Consider the following 18,331-nt stretch of genomic DNA (forward strand, 5'->3'; position numbering starts at 1 on the left):
TGCTGAATTCAAAGTGCAGTCCCCTCAGTTTAACTGAGTTGCTCTTTCAGCTCTGTTAACAGCGAAACGGCTTTGCCGATATCAGCTTTCTGCTGTTCGCGATCTTCGGGGATTTCCCGTTCAATTGTCAGCGGGCCGGTATATCCAATGTCATCCAGAGTCCGCAGGTAGGTTCCCATACCGACATCGCCCTCTCCGAGAGGAACTTCCGCTCCCCAGTCGATACCCCGTTTGCCCTCAGCAGCCCAGGTGGCGTCCTTACAGTGGACACTGCCAACCAGATGCCCAACGCGTTTCAAGGCAGCGATCGGGTCGCCTGTTCCATACAGGATCATATTAGCCGGGTCGAAGTTGATTTTCAGATTATCTCGACCGACATCACTGATGAAGTCCAGCAGATGGTCTGCAGACTCCTGACCTGTTTCCAGATTCAGGTTCTGTCCATTCACTTTGACATGATCCAGCAGGCCCTGTGTGACCTTGACCAGTTCTTTATAATCGTTTGATTCACGATCTTCTGGAACAAAGCCAATATGCAGAGCGACGGTATCGCATCCGAGTAATCTGGTAAAATCTGAAATCTCTTTCATTTCCTCAACGCGGGCTGCCCGTGTTTCAGCGGGAACGAGCCCGACGGTCTGTTTTGTGGTGGGGATATCTGCATAACTTTCGCCATCGAATCCGCCGAAGACACAAGTGAGTTTGATCCCGGCGGCTTTGCAGCGTTCCAGAAATTCCTGAGCCACTTCGGGAGTTCGCGTCTGTTTGTGAGGTGCATGGATCTGAATGGTGGGAATTCCCAACTCCTGAACCACGTCAAAATGCACTCCTAATCCTGCATCAACCGAGGCGAATACACCAATAGGCCATTTTTCCATTTTCTGACTCCACAATTTAAACGTTTAGGATTCTCTATATATTGTTCCATTTTTCAATGACGTAACCACCCCGTCTTTCGGGCAGAGGTACTTTCATCATAAGGAGATACAAGCAGATTCACAAACGAGGACTCCGAATTCTTTACAATTTAAAGAAACAGTTTTACGAATCCGTGATTGCGGTTTCCCCGGCTATTGTTTCCAGACAAACACCTCTTATAATGAATTCTTCTTGCAAAGCACGCAAAGATTGCCAGCTCGGTAAATACAAGGAAAATGCTCATGATCGACATCAAAAAAATCCTGATTCCAACAGACTTCAGCGAAACCTCTCAGGCAGCGACTCAGTATGCAGTCGAACTGGCAAAAAAATTCGGTGCCCAACTGCATTTGCTGCATGTGATTGAAGACCCTGTGGTCTATATGCCTATGTTTGAGAGCTACGCACTGCCTCCCAAAGAAGACTTTGAAAACTTCGCCAAAACCCGGCTGGATAACTGGATCCTGGATGAAGACAAAGCAGGTCTGGAAATTTCAACCCACTGGGTACACGGAAATCCGTTTGTAGACATCCTAAAATACTCCAAGCGGGAAGAGATTGATCTGATCGTAGTTGGTACGCACGGACGTTCTTTCACCGCACATCTGCTGCTGGGCAGTGTCGCAGAAAAAGTGGTTCGCAAGGCATCCTGTCCGGTTTTGACGGTACGGCCTAAAGGTCATCAGTTCATTCACCCGATATCCGATGACGAATAACCATTCGCATCCATGTGCATCCTGATCTTGACACCTACTCTCTACGAATGTTGTACTGAGATAATACGGGATAACTCTATTCGTGATTGGCGACTCATCACATTCGGGAGAAAGCAGAATTCCCTTCTACGGGAAGCTGTTCAGCCTGATCGCATTTTTGATCGTTCTGAATCTGCCTACACCTGCAGACATGACATCCTCGGCTCAGCGTCTGGCCGCAGTCACGGCATTGATGGCGATTCTATGGATGACGCAAGCGATTCCCATCGCCGCGACCAGCCTGATCCCCCTGGTCGCGTTTCCCATTTTCGGCATTCAGAACCCGAAAACCGTCAGTGCGTCGTACATGAATGAGAATATCTTCCTGTATATGGGGGGATTCATCATTGCGCTGGGAATTGAAAAATGGGGCGTGCATCGGCGTATCGCGTTAAATACGATTCGTGTTATCGGCAGTAGTCCACGTCGGGTTGTGCTCGGCTTCTTATTTGCAACCGCTTTTCTTTCGATGTGGATCAGCAATACTGCTTCGACATTGCTGATGCTGCCAATTGGCATGGCGATTATCGGTTCGATCTCCGAGCTGTCCATGTTTGAATCTCAGGAAGACTCCTCAAAAGCAATTCGTCATTTCTCGGTCGCCTTACTGCTGGGTATTGCTTATTCCGCAAGCATTGGCGGGGTGACCACACTCATCGGAACGCCTACAAATATTGCATTTCAGTCGATCTGGACTTCTCAGTTTCCTGATGGCCCTAAGTTATCAGCTGGGGAGTGGATGATCATGGTGGTTCCGTTTGGTATTACCTTTCTGATGCTGACCTGGATCGTACTCTGCTGGAATATGCCAAAGCTGGCGAGCTCAAAAGAGTCCTCCAAAGCGATTATCAATGAACATGTCAGGAAACTGGGGAAGCCGACACGACCGGAAATCCTGATGTTGCTTGTGTTTGTGATCACAGCCGTTTTATGGATCACCCGAAAACCACTCACTTTTGGAGAAAATTTCGTTCTGCTGCCTGGCTGGGAAACACTGCCGATTCATTTTCTGACAAAGTGGGGTGTTTCCGTGGATTCCGCATCAGGCTGGGTGCATGATTCCACGGTAGCTATGGGCATGGCGTTACTCATGTTTGCAATCCCGGCTCAGAAATCGGAACAGGGGGAAACACAATACCTGATGGATTGGGAGACGGCAGAACGACTTCCCTGGGGAGTGCTGCTACTGATTGGAGGCGGGTTTGCGATCGCGAGCGCGTTTAGCAGCACGGAACTCTCTGACTGGGTCGGAGAGGTATTTTCACAATTTATCACAGGCTGGCCCCCTTGGGCACTTATCTTTGCCGCATGTCTGATGCTCACGTTTTTGACGGAATTCACATCCAATATCGCGACTGTGAATACAGTGCTGCCCATCATGGCGGCGACGGCAGTCAGTCTGGGCATCGACCCGCGTCTGATCATGATTCCCGCTGCGATTTCAGCCAGTTGCGCCTTCACGATGCCGATTGCCACGCCTCCCAATGCCATTGTGTTCGCATCGGGTAAAATCAAAATGTCGGACATGCTCAAATACGGCATCATCCTCAATCTGATTGGGGTCTTTCTGCTGACCGCATTCATGTGGTTCTATTTCGTACCGCAACTCGGGATTGAGTTTGGCACCGTCCCCGAATGGGTTCATCAGGATTAACACGTAAGCAATTAATTATTTGCCGATGCAGAATTTGCTGAAAATGCGATCCAGAATATCATCTGTATAAACCTGACCGACAATCTGCCCCAGATGCTGCAAAGCTTCGCGAATCTCAATCGCAACCAGTTCTTCACCCACTTGTAACTGCGCTGCTTCTTCCGCTGCCTGTAATGCCAGTCCCGCCTGACGCAGACTATCGCGGCAACGGGAAGCGGTTGAACCGATCAACTGGCGACTGCCTCGACGATATTCAGTTAATCGCGAAAGAATCAGTTGCTTGAGATCATCCAGTCCGGTTTCTTCAGCCACACTCAAGGCTACTTCGCATTTGTGGGTCGCAGCCAGGGCAGGGGAGAGATCACTTTTCGTCAAAACGGTTAAGACATTCTGTGATTTGGCAAGTTGCTCACGCTGTGACTGATCAACACTTTTTAGTTCAGGACGCAAGTCAGCCGCGGTGCACCATATGACCAGGTCTGCCTGTGTCATCTTCTGCTGGCGGAACTCTTGAGCAGAGATTGAAATCCCATGCACGCCCGCTTCAAGCCCAGCGGTATCGATCAGTTGAATCGGCTGTCCGTTCCAGTTGAGGGAGGTCGCCAGATAATCACGGGTGGTACCTTCGATGTCGGAAACAAGAGCCGCCTGCTTGTCACCTACCAGAGCATTATACAAAGTACTCTTACCGGCATTCGGCAGACCGGCCAGTACGAGTGACAGGTTCCCCGTCGATTCCATCCGTTCTGAGGAGTCAAGATACAGGTGCTCGCAGAACGCACGAATCTTCTGCAAGCGTTTCACCAGGGTTTCGCGATCAATAAATTCAATATCTTCTTCCACAAAATCCAGACCGGCTTCCAGCTCTGACAGCAGTTCCAGCAGTTCCAGCCGGGCAGCGCCGATCCTGGTGGAGACGCCTCCTGCCAGCTGACTGAGCGCCAGGTTCAGCTCTTCATGATCGTATGCGTCAATCACTCCCAGCACGGCTTCTGCCTGGACCAGATCCACACGTCCTGCCAGAAACGCACGCAGCGTGAACTCACCGGGTCGCGCCATCCGGGCACCGTGTGCCGCCAGATTTTCGATGGCTGACTCGAGCAGTGGAGGCGAACTGATCGTATGAAATTCTGCCAGAGGTTGCCCTGTAAAGCTCCGCACAGTCGGCCAGAAATAGAGTGCCCCCGGTAATCGTGAATCACTGCCTGCCAGTCTGATAGTGCCGGGATGACGTGTCGGCAGCCGTGAGTTCTGCCATTGATCATCAGAGTGAAAGCAGTGCTCCAGACAGGGAATAATATCAGAACCGGAGACACGAATCAGACCTGCTGCACCACTTCCGGGTGCAGAGGCTAACGCGACAATGGTATCGTCAAATTGCAGATTCATACTGAATCTCATAAAGAAACATTACGGGAGCAGCTTCGTAGTAAAACGTCTCGGTCCACAGAAAACCAAACAGACCTGCTCCCTGAATCCAGACTCAGGTTATCGGCGTTTTTTAGACTTTTTCCCCGGTCCGCGGTCTCGAGAATTCTCCTGTTTCCGCTCATTCAACGCTGCCTGCTCTTGCGCCTGATCTGCGATTTCCTGAAGACGGGCAAACCAGCCTTTTTTGGCGGGTGGCTCTTCCGTCTTATCTTTTCTGTTCTGATTTTTTTTATTCGATTTGGCTTCGACTTCGATCACATTGGGATCGGTTCCCACAACCGTCGATGGACGCCGTTTGGACTGATAGTCCAGCAGCTTTCGCTCACAGATTCCCCACAGGCTGGATGCGATGAAGTACACACACAGACCAGCGGGAACATGATAAAACATGAATCCCATCCCGATCATCATATAGTTCATGATCTTGTGCTGGAGTTCCTGATCTTTATCGGTTGGCGGGGGCATGAACAGTTTCTGCTGCATTACAAACAACCCTACAGTTACTATGGGCAGCAGATTGAACTGGTTTCCCAGGAAGGGGATGTTAAATGGCATTTGAAACAGGGCATCGGGTGCCGCCAGGTTATCGACCCACAGGAAGGGGGTGCCCCGCAGCTGAACGGCATTATTTAACGCCGTATATAAGCCGAAGAAGATCGGTAACTGCATGAAGATCGGCAGACAGCCGGCCAGCGGGTTGTAATTATTCTTACTGAATAACTCCATTTGCGCCCGGCCGAGTTTTTCTTTATCGTCCGCATATTTCTTTTTGAGCTCAGCAATCTGTGGCTGCAGCTCTTTCATCTTCTGGGCACCAATAGCCTGTTTGCGAGAAAGTGGATACAAGCTGCCACGTACAAGGATTGTGAGACCAATAATGGCGACTCCATATGACAACCCAAAGCCATGCAGGGTGGTCAGCAGCCAGAGCATCAGCTTGGCAACCGGCCCGAAAATACCCAGGTCCATAATTTCGGTTGCATTGAGTGGCGGTCCCAGCAGGGATTCCCGTTTGGGACCGGTATACATCGCATAGCTGTGTGTGATATCAGCACCCGGTGCCAGATCCAGATCTCTCGAATTGACTTTGACCGTGATCCGGCTCTGTGTTTCCAGTCTCACATCATGCTGAATCAAAACCGGCTCAATACTGGCAGAATAGTTGGACTCCATTTCGCCGTTAATCAGCTGGGGATCGTAGTTTTTTCCATCGGGCGTCAGCAGGGCAGCGAAGTACTGAATATCCACGCCGGCAAATTGAAATGCACGACTGTACTTCTCGACCTGTTGCGCATTCACATTTTCAATAATGTCTGGAGCTGTAAATATTTCGGTCTCGACGCTCTTATCATCCTGCAGAAATCCAATGCGCAGGTCTCGGAATTTCCGTGTATTTTCGGCATTTTCCAGTGGAATCCCAATCGGTCCCAGCAGTTGATACTCCAGGTTCTGTTTTGCCTGGCTGTGGTTGATCACTTTGATATCAAAGTGGACCATGTACCCCGCCTGATCGGTGTCGCGAAACTCACGAAATTCAGGAGAATCCTGTCCCTCTGGAACCGGATATTTCTTGAGTTCAAATTTCTTTTGAACTTCAATACTGCCATCCGGGGCCGTCAGACTCAGACGAACTGCCTGAATGATTTTGGCATCCTCGGGATCTTTTACCAGTTCCAGAATTTTCCAGTTGGCTGAGTGACAGTCTGTGTTTAACGCGGCCAGCTTGGCATCCAGTTGTTCAACATCCAGGTCCAGGCTGCGTTTGAAGTCTTTGCCGGCTTTAAACTCATCCAGAATTTTCAGCGGTTGTCTGGGATCTTTCAGATCGCGGTACAGGGGGTCATTCAGGTGTGCCTCGACCAGTGATGCGCCCTGGGTCGAAATTTTCGTCTGCAGAAAATAGCCGGAGTCTGGGTCCAGTGACCCCAGGAGAATCGTACGGTGAGGATTCTTCAGCAGGTCCGCTTTGGGGGGAACCGGCTTCTGTTCGGCTATTATTTCATCCCCCAATTGCCCTGGTTTTTTCGCCACCACAGGCGCATCGGCAGCCTGAGGTTCTTTGGCATCCTTCTCGACCGCTTTTTGTACTACGGGCTGGGGAGGGGCGAGTTTAGGGAAGATAAACAGCTGCCAGACAAATATCATTGATGCTGACAGTGTGACAAATAGTAAGAGACGTTTTTGTTCCATTGTTATCGACCATCCCGCAGGCGGTCGCCTAAGAAGTTATCTAAATCAGGAATATCGTAAATCTTTTCAGCAGTCGTATTAAAGTCATAATCGACGCGGCAGAAATTGACTTTCTCATCATCAATGATCACATAGGAAGAACGATTATCTGCATCGCGCGGCTGGCCGACCGAACCTACATTCACCAGAAATTTTTCCTGGCCAAAGGGGTAAACGTAATCTATTTCATCCGGAGCAAGAAAATTCATACTTTCTGTGAAGATCCCGGGAATATGTGTGTGCCCCTGAAAGCAGAACTGGTCGACCAGACCAAAAATCCGCTCCATTTTACGCTGATTGTAGATATCTTCCGGAAATACATATTCATTCAATGGATTCCGTGCAGAACCATGCACAAACAACATATTCTCTTCGCGAATCATTCGAGGCAGTTCGCCCAGAAAATCCCAGCGATCCTGATTCTTCGAGGCATCGCCCGTTTCCAGCATGCGTCGCGTCCAGAAGATAGCACGTTCAGCGCCTGCATTGAAGCCTTCCGGATCAAATAAGGCTGCCTGATCATGGTTACCCAGCAATGACTTCAGACAACGTTTTCGCACCAGGTCGATACATTCGCGCGGATTCGGGCCGTAGCCGATAATATCGCCCAGGCAATAAATTTCACTGATCTCACGGCTGTCAATATCTGCCAGAACCGCCTGCAGCGCTTCGAGATTACCGTGAATATCACTTATTATCGCTCTTAACAACGGACAACTCCCACTTTCTTGACCGGGACAGTACCTGACGGAGGCCTTCCTCGGCTGTTATCTTTTGAGGAGCCTGATACGAGAGGCTATCTTCAGGAAATTAATACCCTGTTTATCGGAAAGATCGTCTGGTCACTCGCCACGACAATACAGACCATTTCCGAACCAACTGCAAACTTCGCTCGTGTTCTCTGCAGTAGGAACGGTGAATAGAGCCAGTCGAACGCTGAAATTGTCATGCCAAGACCAACCGACCTGCCTACTGACAGTCTGGATTTTTTCCACGTAAGCCCCAATAGTAGCAGTACAAGCGCACCATCTCAAGGCTGTGTTTACAGTTATCATTCGTTCTCAATCGGTATTCCTTAGTGGAAACAACCTGCTCTAAGCTGAATTTCAAAGTCAGCAAACGGATTCCGCAACGAAAACCGGAAAAAACTCATTTTCGTAGGATTTTACCCTCATCAGACACTGCCTTGATTTAATCTAAAAGTAGATAAATCTGGTAAACGTGAGAACTTGCCTGTGAATGTATCAGTTATACGTTCTCTGTCAATCTGAGGGATTCTATGCCTTACAGGCCGTTGTAACGCCCAGTTCACAAGACGGGAGAATCGGAAATACCGTTTCAATCCTCAATCGTGAAGATTAACAGGGTACAGAACGTGTTCATAAAAACACACCCTGAAATGCATCGTCTGAGATTTTCCACACCACTGATTCGGTAAAACAACAGCGAGACGCTTTCGCATGTTGCCCGATTGAAACCTGTGATCTATGTTTGAATATCCCTTCATTATGTTTGACTCCCAGTTTCATCATCAGGTGATTTCATCACCGATCCGGTGACAACTTTGTCTGACATGAAAGTCTGGGTCTGAACCTCATCTGTAACGAGGTCTGATTTATCCAGCAGTTCGTTCGGCCGAGATCATGGATTGATTTCCCACCGGGCAGTTACACAGATTTTCAATTCAGATTGTAAATTCAGCTATCGACTGGCTGTATTTTACCCAAGACACAGTTGTACGACGATTACAGCTAACATGCACACTTTGGCGAGACATAATTCAATGAAGACAAACTCTGGTTCCTTACTGGTAGTCGATGACGATCAATATATTCTGGAAGCGATGGCAGATTACCTGAGAAGCCTCGGGCATCGCACCGAAACTTCTCTCAGTTGCCTGGATGCTATTGAGCGCTTAAAGGAATTTCCCTTTCAGGTCGTTGTCTGTGACGTGAACTTGCCTGATCAGGATGGTTTCCATCTGCTTGAATGGGTGAAAGACAATGCACCGGATACTGCGGTCATCATGCTCACCGGTTATGGAACCATTGAGAGCGCCGTCGAAGCAATCCGCCTGGGTGCGTTTGAATATCTGACCAAACCTGTCATTGACGAAGAACTCAGCCTGACGATCGAACGCTGCCTGGATCAGCGCAAAGTGGTCGAAGAGAATAAATCGCTCAAGGCACAACTTGATCAACGATTTGGTCTCTCGAACATCGTCGGCCAAGACTACAAAATGCAGAAAATGTTTGACCTGATTGAAAGTGTGGCTGATACGCGTACCACCGTACTCGTTCTGGGAGAAAACGGTACTGGAAAAACGATGACCGCCCGTGCGATCCACCAGTTGAGCGACCGCTGCAAACAACCGTTCGTCGAAGTCGCCTGTGGTGCGCTGCCCGATTCCTTACTGGAAAGTGAACTGTTTGGACATAAAGCCGGGTCGTTTACCGGAGCCTCTCACGACAAGATCGGTAAGTTTCTTCAAGCAGATGGCGGAACGCTGTTCCTGGACGAAATTGCAACTGCATCGCCGAGCCTGCAGGTAAAGCTGCTACGGGTCTTACAGGATCGGGAATTTGAAGCCGTCGGTGACAACGTCACTCATTCTGTCGACATTCGTCTGATTCTTGCTACCAACCAGAACCTGGAAGAAATGGTGGCCAAAGGGGAGTTCAGACAGGACCTCTATTACCGGATCAATGTCATCACCCTCACACAACCCGCTTTGCGGGAACGAATCAGCGATATACCGCTGCTGATTGAACACTACCTGAAGGTCTATAACGAACAGATCGGAAAATCAATCAACGGATTTGATGCTTCCGCAACACAGGCTATGCTGAAATACTCATGGCCGGGTAATGTGCGCGAATTGATCAACGTTGTTGAACGTTGCGTCGTATTGACAAAAGGTGACTATATTCGCATGCACGACCTGCCGGAACAGATTCGCCAGGAACAATCTTACTCACTCTCTTCGGAAAATCGCTTGAGCAATGGTTCATTGAAAACCGCGCTGGCTAATCCCGAACGTCAGATTATTATTGAAGCTCTGGAAGCGAATGGCTGGAACCGACAGAATACATCGAAAGCGCTGGGGATCAACCGGACCACGCTATACAAGAAGATGAAAAAGTACGATATCGATTTCGAAAAGCAGTTGATGCACTAAACAGAGAAGACGGTTGCATTCACTTAGCAACCGTTCCCTGGACGATGTCCAGTTTTTGTATAGCGTCTCCAGGTCTATTTGGACCGAGTATAATCGATTGAGAGACGCTATGGTCAAATGTGATGCGATCTAGAGTCACTAAGACTCAACATAAAATGGAACTGGTCAAATGATGCTAAGCCTCATTAAACACTGATATTACAGTGCCAATGTAAATCTGCCTTTTAAAAAGCACGTCATTCAGACGTGCTTTTTTTATGTAACAGGAACAATTGCTGCCTACAGCATTTCCATGCAATTCCACAAAACAAATAAACTTTATTTCATATACCTATTCTTCGAAATGATGATAGTCGATACATCCAGAGAGATAAAAATAAGATCTCTGACTCAACGACAATATTGGACTTTATCGTCTTATTTCTTCCAGGGGGCACTATGAGAATTTCGCTACTTCTGCTGAGCTTGTTTGTATTTCATCTCAGTTCGTCAGCAATCATTGCGAATGAAGCTCATCCGCCTCAAACATTGGAGCAAGTGTTTGCGGAAGGTGTCATTGACCTGGAAGCGGCTCCGGCACCTCCCCTGGTACAACCTTCTACAGATCTGGCTCCTCCCACTCAAACGGAGGACCTGCTGATCACAGCGCCCGCTGAACAGCCAGCTGTGTGTCCCTCTGGTTCTGGATGCAACTGCGCCACATGTACCTGTCAGACTCCGGTCTGCAGTTGTGCGCCGTATGACTGCAAAGCCTGCACACTTTGTGACCGTATTCCGTTACTCAATAAATTTCCCAGTGACCACTGCTTTGATGACTTCGTGATGCCAGTCAGTAATCCGGTCTGGTCGATTGACCCCCGTTCTCTGACTTATGTAAGAGGCATCTTCATCAATCAGATGATCGATGCCCAGACCCCCGTGCTGGGGGCAGGGGACCTGCAGGTTTACGCACTACAACTGGGAATTGCCTTGAACGAACGACTTTCGATCATTGCCGTCAAAGACGGTTACAACACGCTGCAGACGCGTGGTGTCGGAAACCGAACCGGCTGGTCCGACATCGGGCTGGGACTGAAGTATGTTCTGATCCGGGATGTGGAAAATCAGTTCCTCTTATCTGGTGGACTGATCTATGAAGCAACCAACGGCAGTTCTCGCGTTTTCCAGGGGAATGGTGATGGTGTCTGGACTCCTTATGTCTCCATCGGTAAACAGATCGGCAGCGGTCACCTGATCGCATCCTCCGGCTATCATCTACCAGGCGATACTGCCGAAGAATCACAGTCCATCTATTACAGCATCCACTACGATCATCCTGTTACCAGCAAACTTTCTGCAGTCGCGGAACTCAATGGGATTGTTTATACCAAGAGCGGTCAGGCTCTCCCGTTAAGCATCGAAGGGGGAGACTGGATCAATCTGGGTTCATCCAGTGTGGCGGGGAATAATGTGGTGACGACTGCAGTCGGTGCCAACTACCGGCTCAATTCATGCCTGTCGGTTGCCGGTGTCTGGGAATTTCCCATCTCGAACAGAAAAGATCTGCTGGACAGCCGGACGACAGTTACACTGACACTGCAGTTCTAATCGGGAGCACGCACGAAGGTTAGCGTGATCAAGAACTGATTCGCTCACGAACCGTCTGTTCGAGCTGATCTAACACTTCATCTATTGTGAGAATCGAAGTATTGATTTCCAGCGCGTCGTCTGCCGCCTTCAACGGGGCGACGTCGCGCTGTTCATCCCGTTGATCGCGTTGATAAATCTGCTCTAGAATTTCATCGACCGTGACGTCTTTGCCTTCCGCCTGCAGTTCTTCATGCCTGCGCCGCGCCCGCTCCTGGGGATCTGCGACCAGAAAAAATTTGCAGAAGGCATCCGGAAATACCACGGTCCCCTGATCGCGGCCTTCACTGACAATATCGATTCCAGAGGCAGCATCGCGCTGCAGCCGAACCAGTTCTTCGCGCACCCCCGGATATTGAGCCACCACTGAGGCTACCTCTGTGACTTCCGGGGTCCGAATCAGCCCCGTAACCTCTTTATCATTTACCAGCACATGGGCATCAGAGAATGTAATCTGAATCTGCTGGCTGACGCGTACCACTGCAGTTTCATCAGTCGGGTCGACCTGTTTTTCAATTACGGCCCAGGCAACACAGCGGTACATGGCACCGGTATCCAGGAATTCAAAACCCAGTCTGTCAGCCAGGCCCTTTGCGGCAGTACTTTTCCCGGAGCCTGCGGGACCATCAATCGTCACGATCATTTATGAAACTGTTTCCTGAAATATGATTTCGATTTCTGCGATTTCGTAAGGTGACATTTCCACCAGAACGGCATCCTCTTCGACAGGCAGTTCGACGATTGTCTTACCATGAAAATCGCGCTGTCGGGCACTCACGGGAGACTTGAAACATCTGAGTTTAACAGAGCGGTGAATCCCTTCGGTTTCAATCAGACGCACGGCAAATCCTGATTTTTTTCCCGACGAATCAGGGGACGCTTCGTGGACAGATTCCTGCAGATCCATGACGCGAGTAATCTGAACGTTGCTCACAGAGACATGGAACAGCCACCCCTGATCTCCCATGCGGGGAGGACCGACCAGACTCGAATAATTTCCCGCTGGCACCATCACATTCCGCGCGATCTGCATGGGGAAGTTCTGATTGATGGCAATCGAGAACTGAAACTCTCGTTTTGTTTCGCCTTCCACGATCAGCATACTGTCTAGCATGCGGGGACCGGTTTTCCGATGAAAAGGTAAACCATGATTCAAGATCGTGACCCGTTCTTCTCCCTCCGCAATTTCAAAGTAATGCGGGCCTTCAAATCGTTCTCCCTGGAAAGCATGTGCGCTTTCCAGCAGAGACCGGGTGAGCGAAGCCGTACTGTCTCCCCAGGCAAAACGGACTGCATAATAATGATCCCAGGGATTACCATCAGGAAGTGTGTGCACATCCAGTTCGATTTTCACATCCAGGATCGGGCGTCCACGCCAGAGTTGAAATGTCTGCCGAAAAGTGGCCAGTGTCGTATCACTGACCTGGTCGTAAATTTCTCCGGTTGTCACGATCTCCCCCATCCCCGGACCTGCGCAGGTGAGTTCTACATTCACAGCGCGCATCGCCGAGTAAGGAGTTTTCGTATCCCAGTCACCTAACGCTCCGGGAGTGGAAATATTACGTTGATAGGGAAAGCGATACGCCAGTTGCTGGCTCAGTCGATTTGGCTTGCGGCCGTATTCTTTAATCTGTGCAATCCCACCGGTTTCTTCGTGGATATGTACTTCAAAATATTCATTCCGCAGCAGGAGCGGTTCTGCGATGGGTACACTGCTTTTGAGTGGTGCAGCAGGGATCTGACCTGGTTGCAGCCAGACAAATCCGGCAGCGGGAAGCTCCACGACGGCCTGTTTTCGAGTTTCATCAAATTGTGTTGTTTTGACGGCTGGATGAGCTATTGGTTCGTGGGGAAAATCAGGCAGATCCACAACCACACGCCGCGAGAATGACAGGGAATTTAACAACAGAACACCACTCTGATGCTGTTCTGCGCCTTGTAGAACGATCTTTGCGAGTTGTGCGACACCTTCATCACAGAACCCCTGCAGTGCCTCAATTGCATGCTGCGTTGCTTCCTCGTCTGCATCAGGATGCCCGCGTTCAATATCCCGTTCTACCTTCAGCAGCGATTCATCTTCCACCGGTTTTCCATAGATGGCACGTGCTACCGTATGGAACCAGCGCCCTGCGGTGAACTCATCATGACGGGCAAAATGATTGATAAAACGACTGAGAGGATCCGGCTTGCGCATCGCAACCAGCTGGCTCAGAAAGGGGGATAGATATTCCCGTGCATCGTAGGATGAATGCCGTCCCGAAGATTCTGTGTTCTGAAAAAAATCATTGAGAAGCACAAAGCTGCCCAGTACGGGCGCATAATGATGGATGCGTTTAAAGTCTTCAAAAAAAGGTGATTTCACATCAGGCCAGTGAGCGAACATTAACGCGCCTACCTGATCTTCCTCCATCGATTCCGCCATTCTCTGGGGAAATCGCAGATAACCGGCAGCGCCCTCTGCCGACATGGGAATTCGGGAAAATGCATCCAGGATCGTCCCGTCTGCTCCTTCCCAGTGAATTTTACTCTGTTCGTAATCGGGATAGATTCCGTCATCCAGCACCAGATGTAAAGCGGAATGAAATCCAAATCGATGTAACAGCATCGGCAGAACAGAAGCCAGCCCGAAGCGGCGTCGCGCCCACGTCGTCGGCGTCATCCCGATTAATTTCTGAGCGGTTTTCGTACCCGACTGTAACTGCCAGATCACAGATTCCACAGGGACAACGGGTGTTGATATCTGATCCTGCTCGCCACCGATCACTTCGCTCTCGCGATCCTGACAACTTTTGGTTAACAGCGAGATGAGCTCAGAATTCTGACTGGCAATTGTTTCCAGATCATCGCCGCTGACCAGAATGTTCAATGGACGCTCATCTACAATCGACTGCTTTAAAGATTCATTCGCCCATTCCGGAGTCAGCAGACACAGATCAATCAGATAACAGTCGATCGGATAAAACCGCTCACGGTTTTCGAGTAACACTTCAAAACAGGCTTTGAGATGAGCGCGCGCCGCCTCATTATCATCTGCCAGGACGGCATCGGCAGCCGCGATGGCTTCCCGTTGAATCGTCGCTTCATCCAGACTGCTGAAATGATGCATGCAGCGCGTTAAGAGTTCGAGTTGGATATAACAGGACCCCAGCGCATAAAAATCAGCGACCAGATCGCTGGATAATTCGATTTTCTGGGTCGTTTCCGCTCCTTCTTCCGCTGAACGAAGGGGTAGTAGCGCGGCTTCTGTCATTTCTTCCCGGTGAATTTTCCCGCTGACGACGGTCGCACCATTTGCTTCTGCTTCTTCAATCCAGCCGTAAGGGAGCCAGTCTTCAGAGGTTTTGGGAACAAGCAGCAGGCGGTCTGCCAGAAACTGGGGAGGTTCATCGGATCGATGCCAGCTGGGAATGACACGCGAGGATGCCAACAGTTCCGGGTGCCAGGCCACGGCAAATGCATTTAGCAGACTCTCTGCCTCTTTTTCATCCAGTTCCGTTGGAAAATCATCAAGGCTATGACAGGGAATCAGTACAACAATATCATTGTATGTCATTGAATCACAATGCTTTACATAATTAACTGAACTCAATGGGGGGCAGCGTTCAGGCAGTCATTACTTCCGACTGAATCCCAGTCGCTTCACATTCAACCCATCATGTCTCAGATTCAAGTATACTCGGTCCAAATGTATCTGGAGACGCTACAGTAAAACTGGACACAGACTAGCATAAGCAAACAATTGCCAAGTATCTATAGCGCTGCATGCCTCAGTGTCGACTAAAAGAGAAATGACAGGCTAACTCACACTGAAATCAATAGTTAAGAACGTGGCATCACACTACTGAAATTACAGATAACTTGAAAACATGCAGCGCAGTTCCAGCAAAAAAACTGATAAATTCGTAGTAATAATCAAGTTATCGGGAACTCCTGTAATTCATGCACCGTCCAATCGGGTGAAAGCAATCACATACTGACGTTTTGACGTTCCACGATCGTCATTCCTCGCTACATCTGGTGGCATTGATTATAACGGTTTGTATTAATTTTCATGAAGTCGTTTTCAAACATCAGTTATTTCATTGACTTTATAGGAAATCCTGTGATAGCCTTATGTTAGGGAATTATAATTTCTCAATTCATTCCCGAGCCTATCCTGACTGAAACTGAATAGATCTGATACATTTCTGCCTGTTGATAAAGCTCTCTCAGCCGGCAGAGTTTCACCTCGTAAAATATTTTCTTATTACATTCCGGTTCAATCTGACGACCAGTGGTTTCCTCAGGTCCGGAAAGCAGGAGTAACCAGACACATGGCAGAAAATCAAGCTGTTTGGGGGATTGAAATTGGCCAGGCAGGCCTCAAAGCCATTCGGCTGCGGTATGCAGAAGCCGCCGATCAGGTGATTGCGGTTGCCTTCGATTATATTCCACACCCGAAAATTCTCAGCCAGCCTGACGCCGTTCCCGATGAACTGATCGGTCAGGCTCTGGACACGTTCCTGTCCCGCAACGAAACCAATGGCGACCTGATTGCCATCAGTGTCCCCGGCCAGACTTCATTGGCGCGCTTCATTCAGTTGCCACCCGTTCAATCCAACCGGGTTCCGGAGATTGTGAAATACGAGGCCAAGCAGCAGATTCCTTTCGCGCTGGAAGACGTGATCTGGGATTACCAGCCTCTCGGCGGTGGCATTGAAGAGAGTGGCTACATGCTGGATGCCGAGGTCGGTATCTTCGCCATGAAACGCGACCAGGTGCTGCATTCACTGCAACCGTTCCTGCAGCGCAAAATTGAAGTAGAACTGATCCAGATTGCGCCGCTGGGACTATATAACACACTTTGCTATGACTCCCTGGGAATGCGGGTCGGCCAGGAATTTGAAGGCAACCCGGAAGAATCTGCTATTGTCGTCGATATGGGTGCTGACAGTACCACACTCATGGTGACCAATGGTAATAAAATCTGGATTCGTAACGTCCCCATTGGTGGTAACCACTTTACTCGCGCTTTGACAAAAGAGATGAAGCTGACGTTCGCGAAAGCCGAACACCTCAAATGCAATGCGACCCGTTCTGAAGATCCCCGTGCTGTCTTTCAGGCACTGCGGCCGGTTTTCAACGAGTACGTTTCTGAAATCCAGCGTTCCATCGGTTACTTCTCGAGTGTCAACCGTGACGCCAAAATCTCAAAAGTATATGGTACCGGTAACGGTTTCAAACTGGCAGGGCTGCAGAAATTCCTGCAACAGAACCTGCAGTACGAAGTGGAGCGTCTGGATGACTTTCAGGGCCTCGTCGGTGATGCCGTTCTGAATGAGCCCTTGTTCCAGGACAACATTCTCACGTTTACCGTACCTTATGGAATCGCGTTGCAGGCGTTGCAGCAGACAACCATCCGTACGACTCTGTTGCCCCCCGAAATTGCGACCGCCCGCAAAATCCGGCGTAAAAAGCCCTGGGCCGTGGTTGCAGCTGCTGCCCTGATGGTCGGACTGTGTATTTCCGCAGTCGGTTACAGCAATGTCGCCAACTCTGTCAGCGAAGCGCGGTTTGGGACAGTTGAAACAAAAGTCAAGAGCCTGAAGGATAAGGTCGGCGGCTATGATTCAGCCTATAAAGGTGAAGAGACGGAATACACCAGCCTGATCGAAAAGGGGAATAAACTCGTCTGGAACCTGGACAGTCGCGCGGACTGGCTGGAAATCTACAAAGCCATTGACGAATGTCTGCCGCGCGATGTCGGTGATGAGATCGACAACGAACAGATTGAAAAACGAAACCGGATCAAACTTCCCGGAATTACTGTCAGACATGAGAAGGATCTGGGCACCTGGTTCCAGAAACTCTCTCCTCAGGCAAAGTCACTGCTTCCTAAAATCGATCAGGAGACTCCCCCTGAAGGCGAAGGATATATCTTCACATTAAATGGTGTGCATTATCATAATGATGAGTCCAAAAGAACGACAGATGTCGGTGTCTTGTACGTCCACGAGACCCTGCTGAAAAACCTGCAGTCCTGGACGATGAAAAACCCGGGCTCCAATCCCGTTGATGTCCGGAAAATGGGTATCACTCATCCGGTCGTCATTAAGGATAGGCGTGACCCCTTTGAATTCTATCCTCATGGTCGCCCACGTAACATGCAGCAGGGGGGAGAAGGAATGCGATTGGGGGGAAGGCCAGGCGGCTTTGGTGGCCTGGGCGGCGGAGCAGGAGCTTTGCCCGGTGATGAAAGTGCTTTTGGCGGCGGCCTGGGGGGAGGCGTTGGCCGTCCCCGCATTGGTGCCAATCGACCTGAAAAAGTATCAAAACCAATTAATCTGCAACGCACTCAATTCACACTCGAGTTTGTCTGGAAACCTATTCCGGTACTGGAACGGCAGGAGAATCCTCCGGAAGCACCTGCAACTGAAGGTGAAGAAACAACGGCAGAAGCAGGCTGAGCCGAACGATACCATTTTAATAGTTAAAGAGATTCTAGTTAGTACCTGAAAATCATAAAGTATTTCATCTCTTCGGAGAAAAGAGGACACCCCG

General features: G+C 49.6%; 11 protein-coding genes. 5 read left to right on the top strand and 6 right to left on the bottom strand.

The annotated features are described in order from the left end of the window. Positions 1–29: 29 nt before the first annotated feature. The gene (locus Pan161_RS03570; protein WP_145224219.1) at positions 30–878 is read right to left on the bottom strand and encodes a sugar phosphate isomerase/epimerase family protein; all 849 of its coding nucleotides are present in this window, start codon (positions 876–878) and stop codon (positions 30–32) included. A 282-nt stretch (positions 879–1,160) separates the two neighbouring features. Here Pan161_RS03570 and Pan161_RS03575 point away from each other — a divergent pair, with 282 nt between their 5' ends. Together Pan161_RS03575 and Pan161_RS03580 are read left to right on the top strand one after the other, a co-directional pair. Next, the gene (locus Pan161_RS03575; protein ID WP_232103607.1) at positions 1,161–1,634 is read left to right on the top strand and encodes a universal stress protein; all 474 of its coding nucleotides are present in this window, start codon (positions 1,161–1,163) and stop codon (positions 1,632–1,634) included. Positions 1,635–1,716: 82 nt separating this feature from the next. Further along, on the top strand, positions 1,717–3,327 hold the full coding sequence (locus tag Pan161_RS03580) for an SLC13 family permease (protein WP_145224221.1): 1,611 nt from the start codon (positions 1,717–1,719) through the stop codon (positions 3,325–3,327). Between the two features lie 15 nt (positions 3,328–3,342). On the opposite strand, the gene Pan161_RS03585 is transcribed toward Pan161_RS03580, so the two are convergent. The 3 genes from Pan161_RS03585 to Pan161_RS03595 all read right to left on the bottom strand — a co-directional run bounded on the left by Pan161_RS03585 (position 3,343) and on the right by Pan161_RS03595 (position 7,697). Further along, positions 3,343–4,716: a tRNA modification GTPase gene (locus Pan161_RS03585; protein ID WP_197995679.1), complete on the bottom strand. Its 1,374-nt coding sequence runs from the start codon at positions 4,714–4,716 to the stop codon at positions 3,343–3,345. Positions 4,717–4,815: 99 nt separating this feature from the next. Then, a complete protein-coding gene (locus Pan161_RS03590) occupies positions 4,816–6,948 on the bottom strand; it encodes a YidC/Oxa1 family insertase periplasmic-domain containing protein (RefSeq protein WP_145224223.1) in 2,133 nt (710 codons plus the stop codon). A gap of 2 nt (positions 6,949–6,950) precedes the next feature. Beyond that, positions 6,951–7,697, bottom strand: a complete 747-nt coding sequence (locus Pan161_RS03595; RefSeq protein ID WP_145224224.1) for a metallophosphoesterase family protein — start codon at positions 7,695–7,697, stop codon at positions 6,951–6,953. A gap of 1,073 nt (positions 7,698–8,770) precedes the next feature. Here Pan161_RS03595 and Pan161_RS03600 point away from each other — a divergent pair. Continuing rightward, a complete protein-coding gene (locus Pan161_RS03600; RefSeq protein ID WP_145224225.1) occupies positions 8,771–10,165 on the top strand; it encodes a sigma-54-dependent transcriptional regulator in 1,395 nt (464 codons plus the stop codon). Positions 10,166–10,603: 438 nt separating this feature from the next. Next, positions 10,604–11,752 (top strand): hypothetical protein, encoded by a 1,149-nt coding sequence (locus Pan161_RS03605; protein ID WP_145224226.1) that lies wholly within the window; start codon positions 10,604–10,606, stop codon positions 11,750–11,752. A 28-nt stretch (positions 11,753–11,780) separates the two neighbouring features. On the opposite strand, the gene cmk is transcribed toward Pan161_RS03605, so the two are convergent. Both cmk and Pan161_RS03615 read right to left on the bottom strand, forming a co-directional pair. Further along, a complete protein-coding gene (cmk, locus tag Pan161_RS03610; protein ID WP_145224227.1) occupies positions 11,781–12,434 on the bottom strand; it encodes a (d)CMP kinase in 654 nt (217 codons plus the stop codon). Then, a complete protein-coding gene (locus Pan161_RS03615; RefSeq protein WP_145224228.1) occupies positions 12,435–15,344 on the bottom strand; it encodes a polysaccharide deacetylase family protein in 2,910 nt (969 codons plus the stop codon). 760 nt (positions 15,345–16,104) lie between these two features. On the opposite strand from Pan161_RS03615, the gene pilM reads away from it, so the two are divergent. Next, positions 16,105–18,237: a type IV pilus assembly protein PilM gene (gene pilM, locus Pan161_RS03620; protein WP_145224229.1), complete on the top strand. Its 2,133-nt coding sequence runs from the start codon at positions 16,105–16,107 to the stop codon at positions 18,235–18,237. Positions 18,238–18,331 lie beyond the last annotated feature (94 nt).

Source organism: Gimesia algae (assembly GCF_007746795.1).
GTDB classification, from domain to species: Bacteria; Planctomycetota; Planctomycetia; order Planctomycetales; family Planctomycetaceae; genus Gimesia; species Gimesia algae.

Coding starts and splice junctions, on each gene's coding strand:
- Pan161_RS03570 (WP_145224219.1), bottom strand. CDS start 878: ATGGAAAAATGGCCTATTGGTGTATTCGCCTCGGTTGATGCAGGATTA.
- Pan161_RS03575 (WP_232103607.1), top strand. CDS start 1,161: ATGATCGACATCAAAAAAATCCTGATTCCAACAGACTTCAGCGAAACC.
- Pan161_RS03585 (WP_197995679.1), bottom strand. CDS start 4,716: ATGAATCTGCAATTTGACGATACCATTGTCGCGTTAGCCTCTGCACCC.
- Pan161_RS03590 (WP_145224223.1), bottom strand. CDS start 6,948: ATGGAACAAAAACGTCTCTTACTATTTGTCACACTGTCAGCATCAATG.
- Pan161_RS03600 (WP_145224225.1), top strand. CDS start 8,771: ATGAAGACAAACTCTGGTTCCTTACTGGTAGTCGATGACGATCAATAT.
- Pan161_RS03605 (WP_145224226.1), top strand. CDS start 10,604: ATGAGAATTTCGCTACTTCTGCTGAGCTTGTTTGTATTTCATCTCAGT.
- cmk (WP_145224227.1), bottom strand. CDS start 12,434: ATGATCGTGACGATTGATGGTCCCGCAGGCTCCGGGAAAAGTACTGCC.
- Pan161_RS03615 (WP_145224228.1), bottom strand. CDS start 15,344: ATGACATACAATGATATTGTTGTACTGATTCCCTGTCATAGCCTTGAT.
- pilM (WP_145224229.1), top strand. CDS start 16,105: ATGGCAGAAAATCAAGCTGTTTGGGGGATTGAAATTGGCCAGGCAGGC.